This window comes from Micromonospora sp. NPDC048930 (genome assembly GCF_043197935.1).
GTDB lineage: Bacteria > Actinomycetota > Actinomycetes > Mycobacteriales > Micromonosporaceae > Micromonospora.
On the sequence record NZ_JBICUB010000001.1, the window covers coordinates 768,743 to 784,730 of the forward strand.

The 15,988-nt window shown below is 72.6% G+C and carries 12 protein-coding genes; 4 read left to right on the forward strand and 8 right to left on the reverse strand.

The features are described from left to right. Positions 1 to 56: 56 nt before the first annotated feature. Entirely contained in the window at positions 57 to 1,046 is a 990-nt protein-coding gene (locus ACGFI9_RS03355) for a glycoside hydrolase family 11 protein (RefSeq protein WP_393174376.1), read from the reverse strand. A gap of 367 nt (positions 1,047 to 1,413) precedes the next feature. Here ACGFI9_RS03355 and ACGFI9_RS03360 point away from each other — a divergent pair, with 367 nt between their 5' ends. Both ACGFI9_RS03360 and ACGFI9_RS03365 read left to right on the forward strand, forming a co-directional pair. Then, complete coding sequence (locus ACGFI9_RS03360) at positions 1,414 to 2,757, forward strand: glycoside hydrolase family 18 protein (RefSeq protein ID WP_393174378.1); 1,344 nt, start codon at positions 1,414 to 1,416, stop codon at positions 2,755 to 2,757. Positions 2,758 to 2,866: 109 nt separating this feature from the next. Beyond that, positions 2,867 to 3,739 (forward strand): alpha/beta fold hydrolase, encoded by an 873-nt coding sequence (locus ACGFI9_RS03365; RefSeq protein ID WP_393174380.1) that lies wholly within the window; start codon positions 2,867 to 2,869, stop codon positions 3,737 to 3,739. A gap of 40 nt (positions 3,740 to 3,779) precedes the next feature. On the opposite strand, the gene ACGFI9_RS03370 is transcribed toward ACGFI9_RS03365, so the two are convergent. The 6 genes from ACGFI9_RS03370 to ACGFI9_RS03395 all read right to left on the reverse strand — a co-directional run bounded on the left by ACGFI9_RS03370 (position 3,780) and on the right by ACGFI9_RS03395 (position 11,531). Then, complete coding sequence (locus ACGFI9_RS03370; protein ID WP_393174382.1) at positions 3,780 to 6,026, reverse strand: FtsX-like permease family protein; 2,247 nt, start codon at positions 6,024 to 6,026, stop codon at positions 3,780 to 3,782. After that, a complete protein-coding gene (locus ACGFI9_RS03375) occupies positions 6,023 to 6,694 on the reverse strand; it encodes an ABC transporter ATP-binding protein (protein WP_393174384.1) in 672 nt (223 codons plus the stop codon). The genes ACGFI9_RS03370 and ACGFI9_RS03375 overlap by 4 nt, the downstream gene beginning before the upstream one ends. Beyond that, complete coding sequence (locus tag ACGFI9_RS03380; RefSeq protein ID WP_393174386.1) at positions 6,691 to 7,215, reverse strand: PadR family transcriptional regulator; 525 nt, start codon at positions 7,213 to 7,215, stop codon at positions 6,691 to 6,693. Before ACGFI9_RS03380 ends, ACGFI9_RS03375 begins: the two co-directional genes overlap by 4 nt. Before the next feature lie 98 nt (positions 7,216 to 7,313). Further along, complete coding sequence (locus ACGFI9_RS03385; protein ID WP_393174388.1) at positions 7,314 to 9,038, reverse strand: FAD-dependent oxidoreductase; 1,725 nt, start codon at positions 9,036 to 9,038, stop codon at positions 7,314 to 7,316. Between the two features lie 88 nt (positions 9,039 to 9,126). Beyond that, on the reverse strand, positions 9,127 to 10,644 hold the full coding sequence (glpK, locus tag ACGFI9_RS03390; protein WP_393174390.1) for a glycerol kinase GlpK: 1,518 nt from the start codon (positions 10,642 to 10,644) through the stop codon (positions 9,127 to 9,129). 53 nt (positions 10,645 to 10,697) lie between these two features. Then, a complete protein-coding gene (locus tag ACGFI9_RS03395; protein ID WP_393174392.1) occupies positions 10,698 to 11,531 on the reverse strand; it encodes an MIP/aquaporin family protein in 834 nt (277 codons plus the stop codon). Positions 11,532 to 11,776: 245 nt separating this feature from the next. On the opposite strand from ACGFI9_RS03395, the gene ACGFI9_RS03400 reads away from it, so the two are divergent. Further along, positions 11,777 to 12,544 carry an IclR family transcriptional regulator gene (locus tag ACGFI9_RS03400; RefSeq protein WP_393174394.1) on the forward strand — a complete coding sequence of 256 codons (768 nt, stop codon included), beginning with the start codon at positions 11,777 to 11,779 and terminating at the stop codon, positions 12,542 to 12,544. Positions 12,545 to 12,590: 46 nt separating this feature from the next. Then, positions 12,591 to 14,114 carry a glycerol kinase GlpK gene (gene glpK, locus ACGFI9_RS03405; RefSeq protein WP_393174396.1) on the forward strand — a complete coding sequence of 508 codons (1,524 nt, stop codon included), beginning with the start codon at positions 12,591 to 12,593 and terminating at the stop codon, positions 14,112 to 14,114. 14 nt (positions 14,115 to 14,128) lie between these two features. On the opposite strand, the gene ACGFI9_RS03410 is transcribed toward glpK (ACGFI9_RS03405), so the two are convergent. Beyond that, positions 14,129 to 15,769 carry a family 10 glycosylhydrolase gene (locus ACGFI9_RS03410; RefSeq protein WP_393174398.1) on the reverse strand — a complete coding sequence of 547 codons (1,641 nt, stop codon included), beginning with the start codon at positions 15,767 to 15,769 and terminating at the stop codon, positions 14,129 to 14,131. Positions 15,770 to 15,988: the final 219 nt, after the last annotated feature.

The window sequence follows — 15,988 nt, forward strand, 5'->3', positions numbered from 1 at the left end:
GCGGAGACGGCGGCGCGGCGGCCCGGGGCCGCCGCGCCACGCAGGGAGGCTCGGGGTCAACCGGCGGCGCAGGACACCGTCGGCCAGGTCCAGTTGCCGTTGTGCTGGATGGTCACCCCCCAGTTGTTGCCGTTGCCGTTGGGTCGGGCGGTCAGCACCTGGGCGCTGGGGTAGCTGGCGCTGATGTTCCAGGTCGCGATGATCTTCGCGGGGGACGGCACGGTCATCGTCACGGTCCAGTTGGTGGCCCCGGACACCGAGACGTTGAGGTTGTACCGGTCGCTCCACTGCTGGCCGGCGGACAGCGTGGCGGTGCAGCCGCCACCGCTGCCCCCACCGCCGCCGGACGTGCCGCCGATCGTGATGTTGGAGTTCCCGCTGCTCTGGTAGCCCTCCGTCGCCAGGATCATGTAGTTGAAGGCGCCCAGGCTCATGCCGTTGCGGGCCCACGCGTCGAAGTGGTTGCCGGTGGTGATGGTGCCACCGGTCTTCTTCGACTGCCGGACGCTCCAGTACTGGTTGAAGGTCTTGGTGCCCTCGATGGAGGGGGCGTTGTAGCGCGTGGTCTGGTAGATGTCGTAGGTGCCGCCGTCGCTGGTGACCGTCCCCTTGTAGGTGCCCGTGGGCCGGTAGGTACCCCAGTTGTCGACGACGTAGTACTCCACGAGCGGGTTCGTGGTCCACCCGTAGAGGGCCAGGTACGCGTTGCCGGACGGGTTGAAGCTGCCCGAGTAGTTCACGCTCATGCGGCCGCCGGTGCTCCAGCCCTTGCCGGCGACGAAGTTCCCGGTGTTGCTCCATGAGGTGCTGTAGTTGCCGCCGGACCCGAGGTTCATGGAGACGGTCCCGGGGCTGTCGGTCCAGAAGGAATAGAAGTAGCCGTTGTTGGTGCCGGTCTGGTTGGAGGTGACGGCGGCGTTGGCGACGCCGGGCAGCAGCAGGGCGGTGGCGGCGACCAGCACGACGGCGCAGGCGCCGCTGGCGAGCAGCCGGAGGCGGCCGCGTCGGCGACGTACGGGGTGGACGGGGGCATCTTTCCTGACCATGCTTCCTCCCTCGGGACGGGTGCTGGGAAGTCAGGCAGCCATACGTTGAAGCCTGTCGATGGCGAAAGTATCGGATCAGGCCCGTCCACCGGTCAACAACTTTCGGAAATGTTCCGGGACCTCGCTCTTCGGCAATCGCTGCCGGGCGGGACGGCAACGCAGCCCAGCAGCGGACGCAGGATCCGCCGGGGTCGATCGACGACGGGCGAGTGGCGGTTCACCGCATCGAGATCTCCGAAACTTTCGAGGCCCTTCCGGGTAGCGCCGGCGCGCCGCGTCGCCCTTGACCGGGCACTCCGACCGGCTTAGCTTCATCGATCAGGAAGGTTCCTTTACTGAATCTCGTCCGTCCCTTGTGGGAGTGCCGATGCGACCATTCCGCCACCGCCGCCTCACCACCCTCGTCGCCCTGACGACCCTGCTGGTCACCGCGGTCCCGCCGAGCGCCGCGAGCGCGACGGACAACGCCACCCGCCGGGCCGGATACCACCGCGTCGGCTACTTCACCCAGTGGGGCATCTACGGCCGGGCCTTCCCGGTGAAGAAGCTCGACACGTCCGGGGCGGCCGGGCGCCTCACCCACGTCAACTACGCCTTCGGCAACGTCAGCGAGGACGGCCGCTGCTATGTGGACGGCGGGCCGGGTGAGGGCGACGCCTGGGCCGACTACCAGCGCCCCGTGCCGGCGGAGGAGAGCGTCGACGGTGTCGCCGACGCCTGGGGCGAGCCGCTCAACGGCAACTTCGGCCAACTGGCCAAGCTCAAGGCCCGACACCCCGGCCTGCGGGTGATGATCTCGCTGGGCGGCTGGAGCTGGTCGACGTACTTCTCGAACGCCGCCCGCACCGACGCCTCGCGCAAGGCGTTCGTCGCCTCCTGCATCGACCTCTACCTGAAGGGCAACCTACCGGTCCTGGACGGTGGCAGTGGCGGCCCGGGCGCCGCCGCCGGCGTCTTCGACGGCATCGACCTGGACTGGGAGTGGCCGAACTGGCCCGGCGAGTCGGGCAACGTGGTCCGCCCGGAGGACCGGGAGAACTTCACCGCGCTGCTCGCCGAATTCCGCCGCCAGCTCGACGCGTACGGCCGGCAGACCCGCAAGCACTACTCGCTGACCGCCTTCCTGCCGGCCAATCCGGCGGCCATGGGCGCCGGATACGAGGGCCGCCGGATCTTCCGGTACCTGGACTTCGCCACCGTGCAGGGATACGACTTCCACGGTTCCTGGGACGGGGTGACCAACCAGCAGTCGGCGCTGCGGGTCCCGGCCGGGGCGCCGGACAGCCCGGACTTCTCGGCCGAGGTGGCGATCGACGGCTGGATCGCCCGCGGCGCGCCGCGCGACAAGCTGGTGCTGGGCATCCCGTACTACGGTCGCGGCTGGACCGGCGTGACCGGGGGCGGGGACGGCCTGTTCCAGCCCGCGGCCGGGCCCGCGCCGGCCACCTTCGAGGCCGGGTCCGAGGACTACCGGCGGCTCAAGGTCCTGGCCGAGAACGGCTTCACCGTGCACCGCGATCTCCGCGCCGGGCACGCCTGGCTGTTCGACGGCACGACCTTCTGGACGTACGACGACCCGGCGGTGGTGCTGCAGAAGGCGCTGTACATCCGCCGGGCCGGGCTGGGCGGAGCGATGGTCTGGTCGTTGGACGGCGACGACGACAACGCCACGTTGACCAGGACGATCAGCTTCGGGCTCGCGACGCCCTAGCCGTACCGCGACGGTCGTCGGCCCGCCGAGAGCCGTTTCGTCCCACCGGACCCCCGTCCGGCGGGACGATGACCACGGGATCGTCGGTCGGCGGGGAGCGGAGGGTCTGGTGTTCGACGGCTTCGAGGAGCTGTACGTCCGGACGAGAGACACGGTCATCCACGGCCGCCGGGGTGGCGAGGGCCCGCCGGTGCTGCTGTTGCACGGCATGCCGGAGACCCACCTCATGTGGCACCGGGTGGCCGGACGCCTCGCGGAGCGGTTCCACGTGGTCGCCACCGACCTGCGCGGCTTCGGTGACAGCGGGAAGCCACCGAGCAGCGCGGACCACGCGCCGTACAGCATGCGGGTCATCGCCGACGAGCAGCTGGAGGTGATGCGGCTGCTCGGGCACGACCGGTTCGCCGTGGTCGGGCACGACCGTGGCGGCCGGTGCGCGTACCGGATGGCGCTGGACCATCCGGACGCCGTCACCCGCCTGGCGGTGCTGGACATCGTGCCAACCGGGGACGCCTACCGCCGGGCCGACCGGGACTTCAGCCTGGGATTCTGGCTGTGGTCGTTCCTCGCCGCGCCCGAGCCGGTGCCCGAGCGCCTGGTCGGCGCGGCGCCGCGGGTGATCGTCGACCACATGCTCGACGACCTCGCCGAGCTGCCGGACGCCTTCTCCCCCGAGGTACGGGCCGAGTACACCGCGAAGCTCAGCGCGCCGGAGACCATCCACGCCGTCTGTGAGCAGTACCGGGCGGCCGCGACGCTGGACTACCAGCACGACGAGGCCGACCGGGGGAACCGGCGGATCCGCTGTCCGGTGCTCGCCCTCTGGGCGCACGCCGGTCCGGTCGCCGCCTGGTACGACCCGCTGGCGGTATGGCGGGCGTGGGCGGACGACGTCGAGGGACATCCGGTACCGGCCGGCCACTTCTTCCCGGAGGAGGCGCCCGACGAGACGATCGGGCACCTCCTGTCGTTCCTCGGCTGACCGCCCACGCCGGCCCGGCCCGGGCCGGCGTGGGCCTGGCTCATTCGTTCCGCGCCGCCTCCGGGCCGGTGATCCGGCGCAGGAGCGGCAGCGTGGCGGCCACGATGCCCAGCGACGCCGCCAGCCCGCCGGCGACCATCAGGTAGAACGGCAGGTCCGGTGGGATCAGCGTGTAGTGCAGCTGCGCCCGCAGGAAAAGGTGCGCGGCCAGGAACCCCATCCCGATCGCCACCGCCGCGACGAGCAGCAGCGGCACGACGGTCTCCAGCGCCACGACCCGCCGCAGCGTACGCAGCTGCACCCCGGTGAGCCGGAGCATGCTGAAGGGGCGTTTGCGGTCGCTGAGCCCGCCGGCCACGCTCACCGCGAGGCTGCAACCGGCGATCGGCAGGCTGGCCAGCATGATCACGTTGGCCAGTTGCTGGAACTGCCGCATCAGCCGCGCGGAGTCCGCCTCCCACTCGGCGGTGCTGCTCGGGAACCGCCCCGTCGGGAAGGCGTTGATCAGCATGGTCCGGGCCTGCTCGAAGGCGGCGCGGCTGGTGGTGTTGACGACCACTGACCGGATCGGCTGCCGGTCGACCTCCGCGGGGTCGGCGTCGGCGGCCGGCCAGACGTAGCTGTCCGCGGTCAGGTCCCGCGCGCGCTCGCCGATGAGGTCGTCGGCCACGGCCGCGACCTGCGCGCCGGCGGGGCAGCTGCCGAACACCGCCAGCCGGTCCAGCTCGGCGCAGGTAATGACGCCTGGCCACCACCACGGCTGAAAGGCGGCGGAATCCGTCGGCTGCTGCCGAACCTCGAGCGGGGGTGGTTGGTCGACGGGATTGGCGCGGACCAGGGTCACGCTGCGTACCCCGGGGATGGTCGCGAGGGCGGGGATCTGATCGGCGGTCGGCGCGGGGCCGTCCTCGGGCGGGAACCACTTCGACAGGGAGGTGGCGGCCACCGAGTCGGTGCGCGGCTCGCCGCGGTTGGCGACGTAGGTGGTGATGGTGCCGGTGGCGACGCTGGTCACGAAGAGCGCCACGATCAGGCCGCTGACCGACCGGAAGGCCGCCTTGGGGTTGTCCGCGAGGCGTCGCCCGGCGATGAGGGTGGCGGGCCGGCTGGCCCGCCCGGCCAGCAGGCGGGCGCCGAGCATGGTCAGCCACGGCCCGGCCAGCAGCAGCCCGGTCAGGATCAGGAGAAACCCCGACAGGTACGCGGTGAGCTGGCCGTTGGTGGTGGGCGGACGCCGGCCGATGAAGTACGTCAACTCGGCGAGCCCGGCGACCAGCGGGATGAGCCGCCAGGCGCGCGGCGGCTTCGGCGTCACCCGCCGGGCCACGCCCAGCGGGGAGATCTGCACCCGGCGCAGCGCCAGCCAGGAGGCCACGACGGCGCCGAGCGGGATGCCGAGCGCGACCGCCAGGACGTCGACGGGGGTGAGCGACAGGTCGGCGGTGAAGAACGACTCGCCGGTGAACGGGATCGCGGCGAGTGCGGGCCGGAACGCGAGGAACAGCCCGAACCCGACGACGGTGCCGGCCGCGGCGGCGAGGGTCGACTCGACGGCGGAGATGAGCGAGACCTGCCGTGGGGTGGCGCCGACCAGCCGCATCGCGGCGAAGCGCTGCTCCCGGCGGGTCGCGGCCAGCCGGGTGGCGGTGCCGATGAAGATGAGCACCGGGAAGAGCAGCGCGGTCGCGACGACGGAGAGCACCAGGGCCATGCCGTCGTGGTTGATCCCGACGTAGCAGCCGCTGGGGCAGCCGCTCGGCGAGGTGGCCATGATCCGGGTGACCTGCCGGGCCCCCAGGTGCTCCAGGTCGGTCGGGGTCCGGCCGATGACGATCAGCAGCGAGTCGGGGGACGGCAGCGCCACCCGGCCGATGGTGCCGACCTGATGGCCGGGGAACCGGTCGCCGAGTTGCGCGGCCGGGGTGGTCCGCAGCAGCTCGCCGAGGGCGGGCGAGACGTAGTACTCGCCGGGGCCGGGCAGGCGCGGGATGCCCGGCGGGACGGGCGCGTCCGGACCGGTCGCCGCGACCTCGACCCGGCCGATCGACTCGCCGTGGTGGTAGTCCTCACGGATGAGCCACCACAGGGGGTCGGCCGAGGGGTCGGGCGAAGCGACGGCGGTGTTCAGCCAGGCGTACCGCTGGTTCTGCGCGTCGACCGCGTTCATACCGGCGAGCGTGGACAGCAGCATGCCGACGCCGAGTGCGACGGCGGCGGCGATGATGACGAGCCGGGTGGCCGCCTCCCGGCCACTGACCAGGGCCAGCCGCAGCGCGAACCGGATCATGACAGCACCAGCGCGTTCACCTTGCCGTCGCGCACGATGACCTGCCGGTCGGCGTACGCGGCGACGCGGGCCTCGTGGGTGACCAGGACGACCGTGGTGCCCTGCTCGCGGGCCGAGGCGACCAGCAGGTCCATGACCTGCTCGCCGGTCAGCGAGTCGAGCGCCCCGGTCGGCTCGTCGGCGAACAGCGCCCCGGGCCGGGCGACCAGGCCACGCGCCAGCGCGACGCGTTGCGCCTGGCCCCCGGAGAGCTCGCCGGAGCGGCGCCGCTCCAGCCCGGCCAGGCCGAGCCGCTCGAACCAGGGCCGCGCCTCCTTCAGCGCGGCGTCCCGCTTGACGCCGCCGAGCAGCAGCGGCAGCGCGACGTTCTCCTCGGCGGTCAGCTCCGGCACCAGCTGTCCGAACTGGAACACGAACCCGAACTGGTCCCGGCGCAGCATGCTGCGCTCGTGCTCGGTCAGGGTGTCGATCCGCCGGCCGTCGAAGTGGATCTCGCCCGCGTCCGGCACCAGGATCCCCGCCAGGCAGTGCAGCAGGGTGGACTTCCCGGAGCCGCTCGGACCCATGATGGCGACGATCTCGCCAGGGGCGACCGCGACGCTGGCGCCCCGCAACGCGGGAGTCTCGCCGAAGGACAGGTGGACGTCGCGCGCCTCGACCGCCTTCATCCGCGTACCACCTTGCGGAGGGCGTCCAGCCGGGCGACCGTGGTGTCGATCCAGTGCAGGTCGGCCTCCAGGTGGAACAGGCCGTGGTCGGCCAGCATGGCGTCGACCAGGTTGCCGCTGCGCTTGATCTCGGTCAGCTGCGTCATCCGCCGCAGGTGCGTGGCGCGCTGCGTGTCGAGGTACTCCTCGGCGGGGCGGTCGAGCATGAGCGCCAGCACCACCTTGGTGAAGAGCACCGTCTGCAGGTTGGGCTCGGCCGCCACCGGCTCGGTCAGCCACGACTCGAACTCGGTCGCGCCCCGTTCGGTGATGACGTAGCGCTTGCGCTCCGGGCCCACTCCCGGCTCGACCTCGCCGATCACGATCTTGCCGTCCCGGGCGAGCCGGGCGAGGGTCGCGTAGACCTGGCCGAACGGCAGCGGCTTGCCCCGGCTGAAGAAGGAGTCGTAGTCGCGCTTCAGGTCGTAGCCGTGGCTGGGCTCGCGCTCGAGCAGACCCAGGAGGGTCATCGGAACACTCATGCCGACACCCTACACCGCGCGTATACCTCGCGTATATATCCCCGGTGTGCATCGGGCGCGCGGCCCGGCGGTGTGCCCCGCACACCGCCGGAACCGGCTCAGGCCGCCAGGGCCGCCTCCCGCACCACCTCGGGGGCGCCCAGCCGGACGGCGTCGGCCGCCGCGTCGTCGGGCTGCTCGTGCGCGGCCCGCTCGGCCCGGACCCGCGCCACGTAGTGGCCCACCTCCAGGTCGACGCGCTGGTCGTCCCAACCCAGGACCGGGGCCATGAGCTCCGCCGCCGGCCGGGCCGCCGCCAGACCCCGGTCGAAGCTCTCGATCGAGATGTGGGTACGCCGGGTCAGCACGTCCTCCAGGTGCAACGCCCCCTCGGCGGACGCCGCGTAGACGACCTCGACCCGCAGGTAGTCCTCCGCGCCGTCGAGCGGCTCGCCGAGCGTCGGGTCCTCCCCCAGCAGCGCCAGCACCTCGTCGACGGCGGCGCCGTAGCGGCGCAACAGGTGCTCCACGCGGTCGACGTGCAGCCCGAACCGCTGTGCCAGCCGGCGCCGCTGGTTCCAGCGGGCGACGTGGCCCTCCGCGCCGAGCAGGGGCACCCGGTCGGTGCACGAGGCGGGCACCACGCCGCCGAGGCCGCGTACCGCCTCGTCGACCGCGTCGCGCGCCATCACCCGGTACGTCGTGTACTTGCCGCCGGCGACCATGACGAGTCCGGGGGCGGGGCTGACCACGGTGTGCTCGCGGGACAGCTTGGCGGTCGCGTCCGACTCCCCGGACAGCAACGGGCGCAGGCCGGCGTACACGCCCTCGACGTCGTCGCGGGTCAACGGGGTGGCCAGCACCTGGTTGACGTGCTCCAGCAGATAGTCGATGTCCCGGCTGGTGGCCGCCGGATGCGCCTTGTCCAGGTCCCAGTCGGTGTCGGTGGTCCCGATCAGCCAGTGCCGGCCCCACGGGATCACGAACAGCACGCTCGTCTCGGTACGCAGGATCAGGCCGGTGCGGGACCGGATCCGGTCGCGCGGCACCACCAGGTGGATGCCCTTGGAGGCCCGCACCTGGACCTGGGCCCGCTCCCCCACGAGCGCCTGGGTGTCGTCGCTCCACACCCCCGTGGCGTTGATGACCTGCCGGGCGCGTACCTCGAACACCCGGTCGGTCTCCAGGTCGTGCACGCGCGCTCCGGTGACCCGGGCGCCCTCGCGCAGGAAGCCCACCACGCGGGCCCGCGACAGCGGGTGCGCGCCGTGCGCGGCGGCGGTGCGGACCAGGCAGGTGACCAGCCGGGCGTCGTCGACCTGGGCGTCGTAGTACTGCAGGGCGCCCACCAGCGCCTCGGGCCGCAGCGACGGGCAGGCGCGCAGCGCCCCGCGGCGGGTCAGGTGCCGGTGGGCCGGCACCCCGCGCGCGTGGCTGCCGGAGAGGCTCATCGTGTCGTAGAGCAGGACGCCGGCCCCGGCGTACAGCCGTTCCCAGCCCCGGTGGCGCAGCGGGTAGAGGAACGGCACCGGCCGGACCAGGTGCGGGGCGAGCCGTTGCAGGAGCAGGCCCCGCTCGCGCAGCGCCTCGCGGACCAGCCCGAAGTCGAGCATCTCGAGGTAGCGCAGGCCGCCGTGGATCAGTTTGCTGGACCGGCTCGACGTACCGCTGGCCCAGTCGCGGGCCTCGACGAGCCCGACCGACAGGCCGCGGGTGACGGCGTCGAGAGCGCAACCTGCGCCGGTGACGCCGCCGCCGATCACCAGGACGTCCAGTTCCTGGCCGCCCCCGAGCGCGGCCAGGGACCGCTCGCGGGCGGCCGGTGACAGTGTCGCGGAGTGCATCCGTCTTCTCTCTTCCGGGAGGGGTGGGGGGCGGCCGGCGAGGGGGCGCCGGCCGCCCGGATCGTGGGGTGGGGACGGCCGTGCGGCGTCAGCCGACGTCGACCCAGTCGAGGGTGCGCTGGACCGCCTTCTTCCACCGGGCGTAGCCGTTCTCGCGCTGCTCCGGGGACCAGGCCGGCTGCCAGCGCCGGCTCTCGTTCCAGTTCTCGCGCAGCTCGTCGGTGTTCTTCCAGAAGCCGACGGCGAGGCCGGCGGCGTAGGCCGCGCCGAGCGCGGTGGTCTCCGCGACCACCGGCCGGCTGACCGGCACGCCGAGGATGTCCGCCTGCAACTGCATGCACAGGTCGTTGACGGTGACGCCGCCGTCGACCTTCAGGCACTCCAGGTGCACGCCGGAGTCCTGCTCCATGGCCTCGGCCACGTCCCGGCTCTGGTAGCAGATGGACTCCAGGGTGGCCCGGGCGATGTGGGCGTCGGTGTTGAACCGGGACAGGCCGACGATCGCGCCGCGGGCGTCGGAGCGCCAGTACGGGGCGAACAGGCCGGAGAATGCCGGGACGAAGTAGACCCCGCCGTTGTCGGCCACCTGGCGGGCCAGGATCTCGCTCTGCGCCGCGGTGCTGATGATCTTGAGCTGGTCGCGCAGCCACTGCACGGCCGAGCCGGTCACCGCGATCGAGCCTTCGAGCGCGTACACCGGCGCGTCGTCGCCGAACTGGTAGCACACCGTGGTGAGCAGCCCGGCCTTCGACCGCACGATCTCCCGGCCGGTGTTGAGCAGCATGAAGTTGCCGGTGCCGTAGGTGTTCTTCGCCTCGCCCGGCGAGAAGCACACCTGGCCCACGGTGGCGGCCTGCTGGTCGCCCAGATCGCCGGTGAGCGGCACCGGGCTGGTGAACGGGCCGTGCGGCGCGGTGCTGCCGTACGAGCGGGGGTCGGACGAGGGCCGGATCTCCGGCAGCATGGCGCGCGGGATGCCGAAGAACGACAGCAGCTCGTCGTCCCAGTCCAGCGTCTCCAGGTTCATCAGCATGGTGCGGCTGGCGTTGGTCGGGTCGGTGACGTGCACGCCGCCCTCGGTGCCGCCGGTGAGGTTCCACAGCAACCAGGTGTCGGTGTTGCCGAAGACGGCCTCCCCGCGCTCCGCCGCCTCGCGGACCCCGTCGACGTTCTCCAGGATCCACTGGATCTTGCCGCCGGAGAAGTACGTCGCCGGCGGCAGCCCGGCCTTGCGCCGGATCACGTCGCCCCTGCCGTCGCGTTCCAGCGCCGAGGCGATCCGGTCGGTACGGGTGTCCTGCCAGACGATGGCGTTGTAGTAGGGACGGCCGGTCCGGCGGTTCCACACCACGGTGGTCTCACGCTGGTTGGTGATGCCGAGCGCGGCCAGGTCGGCGCCGGTCAGGCCGCGCTCGTTCATCGCGGTCTGGATCACGGTCTGGGTCCGTTCCCAGATCTCCAACGGGTTGTGCTCCACCCAGCCGGCCTGGGGCAGGATCTGCTGGTGTTCGAGCTGGTGGCGGCCGACCTCGTTGCCGCCGTGGTCGAAGATCATGAAGCGGGTGCTGGTGGTGCCCTGGTCTACCGCGCCGACGAAGTCAGCCATGCGGGGGGTCTCCTTGTCGTGGTCGTCGTGGGGGGTTTCGCGGGTCGCCGGGTTCACACGCGGGCGAGTTCACCCTCGGCCGGTGCCGTCTCGGTGGCCAGTGTGCCCGGCTCCGGCTGGTCCTCGCCGGGCAGGAAGCGGCCGATGATCAGCTCGTACAGGCCGGCGCCGATGACGCCGCCGACGAGCGGCCCGACGATGGGCACCCAGAAGTACGGATAGCCGCTGCCGTCCTGGAAGGCCGTCTCGTATCCGGTCAGGAACGAGGCGAGGCGGGGGCCGAAGTCGCGGGCGGGATTGATGGCGTAGCCGGCGTTGGCGGCGAAGGCCATGCCGATCGCGACCACGATCAGCCCGACGATGAACGGGGCGAGGTTGCCGCCGGGCAGCGAGTTGCGGGCGTCGGTGACCGCCAGGACGAGGAAGAGCAGGATCGCGGTGCCGATGATCTGGTCGCGCAGCGCGCCCCACTCGGTCACGCCGGCGCCCGGCAGGGTGGAGAAGACGCCCTGGCTCTTGACGGTCAGGCCCGGATCGAACCGGGACAGCGCCTCGCTGTAGTTCCAGCGGATGAGCAGCGCCGCGACGAACGCGCCGGCGGTCTGGGCCAGCGAGTACGGCAGCACCTTGCGCCAGGAGAAGCCCTTGAAGACCGCCAGGGCGACGGTCACCGCGGGGTTGAGGTGGGCTCCGCTGATCCGGCCCGCGACGTACACGCCGAGCGTGACGCCGAGGCCCCAGGCCCAGGCGATGCTGTCGAACTCGCCCGTGCCCGCCGCGGCGACCTGGGCGACCACGCCCACGCCGAACAGGATGAGGATCGCGGTGCCGGCGAACTCGGCGGCCAGCTCGCCGACGAGCCCGGGGACTTTCACACGTTGCGTCATCTGGTGCCTCCGGAAGCGGTGGGGGTGGCGGCCCGCGCCCGGGGGGAGGGCGGCGGGCCCGCGGCGACTTCAGCTCGGTGCGGCCGGCGCCGCGCCGCGGCCCGAAGCCGTCGCTCGATGACGCGGCGGTGTCGGGCGTCATCGTGCGGTGAACCGTAGGAAGCCCGGGAGATCGGGTCAACGAACCCCGGTCGACAATGTCGAACACTGTTGCGTCCGGCCGAACACCGCTAGCATTCCGCCCCATGCCGGGTCAGGTGCAGTCCATCGCGCGTGCCGCGGCGATCCTCCGCCTGCTGGCCAGCAGCTCCGGCCGGCTCGGCATCGGGGAGATCGCCCGCTCCCTCGACCTGCCCAAGGGCACCGCGCACGGCATCGTGCGCACCCTGCAGGACGTCGGATTCGTCGAGCAGGACAAGACCTCCGGCAAGTACCAGCTCGGGGCGGCCCTGCTGCACCTGGGCACCAGCTACCTCGACGTCAACGAACTGCGCTCACGGTCCATCAACTGGGCCGACCCGCTGGCCGCCCGCAGCGGCGAGGCCGTCCGGATCGGCACCCTGCTGGACGGCAAGGTGCTGGTGGTCCACCACGTCTTCCGGCCCGACGACACCCTGCAGACGCTCGACGTCGGGTCCCTGCTCCCCCCGCACGCCACCGCGCTCGGGAAGGTCCTGCTCGCCTACGACGTCGGCGCCGCCAACGCGGTGCTGCGGGGCGAACCCGAGCCGTACACCCGCCGCACCCTGGTCAGTGCCCGGACGCTCGCCCGGGCGCTGAGCGAGATCCGGGACAACGGCTGGGGCGCCGAGATCGAGGAGATGACCCTCGGCGAGGCCGGTATCGCCGCGCCCATCCGCGGCTACGGCGGTCTCGTCGTGGGCGCGATCGGGCTCTCCGGCCCGGTCGACCGGGTCTGCGACGGCAAGGGCGACCCCCGGCCCACGCTCGTCGCGTACGTCCGCGACGCCGCCCGCGCGGTGTCCCGCGATCTCGGCGCCGCCCGCTGGTGACCCGTCCACCCTGCTCCGCCACCCCCGCGCCAGAGAGGACGATGACATGACCGACAGCTACGTCGTCTCCATCGACCAGGGCACCACCTCGACCCGCTGCATCGTGTTCGACCGACGCGGCAACCTCGTCTCCGTCGCGCAACGAGAGCACCAGCAGCACTTCCCCCGGCCCGGCTGGGTGGAACACGACGCGCTGGAGATCTGGCGCAACGTCGGCAAGGTGGTGCCCCGGGCCCTCGCCGAGGCCGGCATCGGCGCCGACCAGATCGCCGCGATCGGCATCGCCAACCAGCGGGAGACGACCGTGGTGTGGGACCGGCGCACCGGCGTCCCGGTGGCGCCGGCCATCATCTGGCAGGACACCCGCACCGACGCGCTGGTGGAGACGCTGGCCCAGGCGCCCGGCGCGGAGGACCTGCGGGAACGCTGCGGGCTGCCGCTCACCACGTACTTCTCCGCGCCCAAGCTGCGCTGGCTGCTGGACCACACCCCCGGGCTGTACGAGCGGGCCGAGCGCGGCGAGGTGCTCTTCGGCACCATGGAGAGCTGGCTGATCTGGAACCTGACCGGCGGCCCGGACGGCGGCCTGCACCTGACCGACGTGACCAACGCCAGCCGGACCATGCTGATGGACCTGCGCACGCTCCGCTGGCACCCCGACTCGCTGGCCTTCTTCGGCATCCCGGCGGCCATGCTGCCCGAGATCCGCTCCTCCTCGGAGGTGTACGGCACCGCGACCACCGTCCTGCCCGGCGTGCGGATCGCCGCCGCCCTCGGCGACCAGCAGGCGGCCCTGTTCGGCCAGACCTGCTTCGCCCCCGGCGACGCCAAGTGCACCTACGGCACCGGCAGTTTCCTGCTGCTCAACACCGGCGCGGAGCTGGTGCACTCCCGTCACGGGCTGCTCACCACCGTCGGCTACCAGATCGCCGGCGAGCCGGCCGTCTACGCCCTGGAGGGCTCCATCGCGATCACCGGCTCCCTGGTGCAGTGGTTCCGCGACCAACTGGAGCTGATCAGCACCGCACCGGAGATCGAGACCCTCGCCCGTACCGTCGACGACAACGGCGGCTGCTACATCGTGCCGGCCTTCTCCGGGCTGTTCGCGCCGCACTGGCGCAGCGAGGCTCGCGGGGTGATCGTGGGGCTGACCTCGTACATCACCAAGGGGCACCTGGCCCGCGCGGTGCTGGAGGCCACCGGCTGGCAGACCCGCGAGGTGGTCGACGCGATGAACGCCGACTCCGGCCTGGCGCTGACGGCACTCCGGGTGGACGGCGGGATGACCGCCAACAACCTGCTGATGCAGTTCGTCGCCGACGTGCTCGCGGTGCCGGTGGTCCGCCCCATGGTCGCCGAGACGGTCTCCCTCGGCGCGGCCTACGCGGCCGGGCTCGCGGTCGGCTACTGGGCCGACCTGGAGGGGCTGCGCAGCAACTGGCACCTCGCCGCCCGCTGGGATCCGGAGCTGGACGAGACCGTCCGCGCCGAGGAACGGGAGAACTGGCAGCGCGCCGTGGAGCGCACCTTCGGCTGGGTCAGGCCGGAGGCCCGGGCCGCCAACGAGTGACCGAGCGCCCTGCCTCAGGTCTGGTGGGCGGGTACCGACACCGGTGCGCCGAGTGGCCCCTCGTTCCCGCTGCGATCCAGCCCGGACACGCAGTAGGACAGGGAGCGGCCGGCCGGGGCAGTGCGGTCGAGCCAGTCGGTGCCCCGGGCGGTGCCGACGAGCCGGGCGGCGTCCCCGTCCACCCGGTACACGGCGAAGCTCGTGGCGCCGTTCCCGCGCCAGGTCAGCGCCACCCCGCCGGGGCCCGTACGCCGCGCGCCGGTGACCACCGGCGCGGCCGGCGGCGCCGCCGGCAGCTGCGCCATCGGGGGCAGCAGCGCCGGCCCGGCGTAGTGCGCCGCGCTGTACCGGGTGACCGCCCCGAGCTTGTCCGCGCGCACCTGCCGGGCGCTGAAGTGCACGCTCCCGCGCACCCCGTACCGCCGGTTGAGGGCGAGCTGGCGGTCCAGCTCGGCCGGGTCGCGCCAGGCGCCGCGCTCGCCCACCCGGTAGTCGGCCTGACCGATGTAGAGCTGCACCCGGGTGCCCTTCACCGTCGCCGCCCACCAGGGCAGCAGCTTGGCGTAGTCGGCCCTGCCGAACCCGATGTGCCAGTAGAGCTGCGGCACGACGTAGTCCAGCCACTGCTCGCGTACCCAGAGTCGGGTGTCGGCGTAGATGTCGTCGTAGCTCTGCAGCCCGGCGGTCGCCGAGCCGGCCGGGTCGGTGCGCTTGTTGCGCCAGATGCCGAACGGGCTGATGCCGAACTTCACCCACGGCTTGATCGCCTTGATCCGCTCGCTCATCTCGCGGACCAGGGTGTTCACGTTGTCCCGGCGCCAGGCGTGCCGGTCCGCGAACCCCCGGCCGTACCGGGCGAACGCGGCGTCGTCCGGGAAGTCCTGCCCGGCCTCCGGGTACGGGTAGAAGAAGTCGTCGAAGTGCACCCCGTCGACGTCGTACCGCTGGACCGCCTCCAGCATGGAGTCCTCGACGAACCGGCGCGCCTCGGGAATGCCCGGGTTGAAGTAGAGGCGGCTGCCGGGCCGGTCGGCGCTGGGGTAGGTGACCACCCAGTCACGGTGCCTGCGCAGCGGATGGGTCGGCGCGAGCAGGTCCAGCCGGGGGCCGGGCCCGCCCACCGTGGCCGGTTGCCCGCCCCGGTACGGGTTGAACCAGGCGTGGAACTCCAGGTTGCGGGCGTGGGCCTCGGCGACCATGAACTCCATCGGGTCCCAGCCCGGGTCGCGGCCGTCGCGCCGCCCGGTCAGCCACTGCGACCACGGCGCGTACGCCGACGGCCAGAGCGCGTCGCCGCTCGGCCGCACGTGCACGAAGACCGCGTTGTGGTTGCGCCGCACCGCGAGGTCCAGCCACCCCCGGAACTCCGCCCGCACGGTCTCGGCCGGCAGCCCGGGCCGGCTCGGCCAGTCGATGTTGTTCACCGTCGTGATCCACATGCCGCGCAACTCGTGGGGCGCCCGGGCCGGCCGGCCGGCGCAGCCGGCGGCGGCTGCGGCCTCGCCCGCCGCCGGCGCACCGCGCTCGCCGACGGCCCGGTCCCGCAGCGACCAGGCGCCGATCCCGACCGCCACCGCGAGCAGGGCGACCACCGCGGCGAGGGCACGCGTACGACGTCGGTGGGTGGCGGGAGCGAGCGGGGCAGCGGCGGGCATCGCCCCAGTCTGCCCAGTGCCGCCCGCCGGGTGAACCGGTCGGGCCGTTACTTAACGGCGGGCTAAGGACGGCCGCTGACATCCGGCGGCCCCGCCGCGCAAGAGGTGATCACCATCCCCGTCGTGGATATGACACCGTCGAGCCGGAAATAGACGAACGTGCAATGCCTCCCGCCGAACGCATCGACGGCCGGCACGATCCGGGGATCCCGCCGAAGA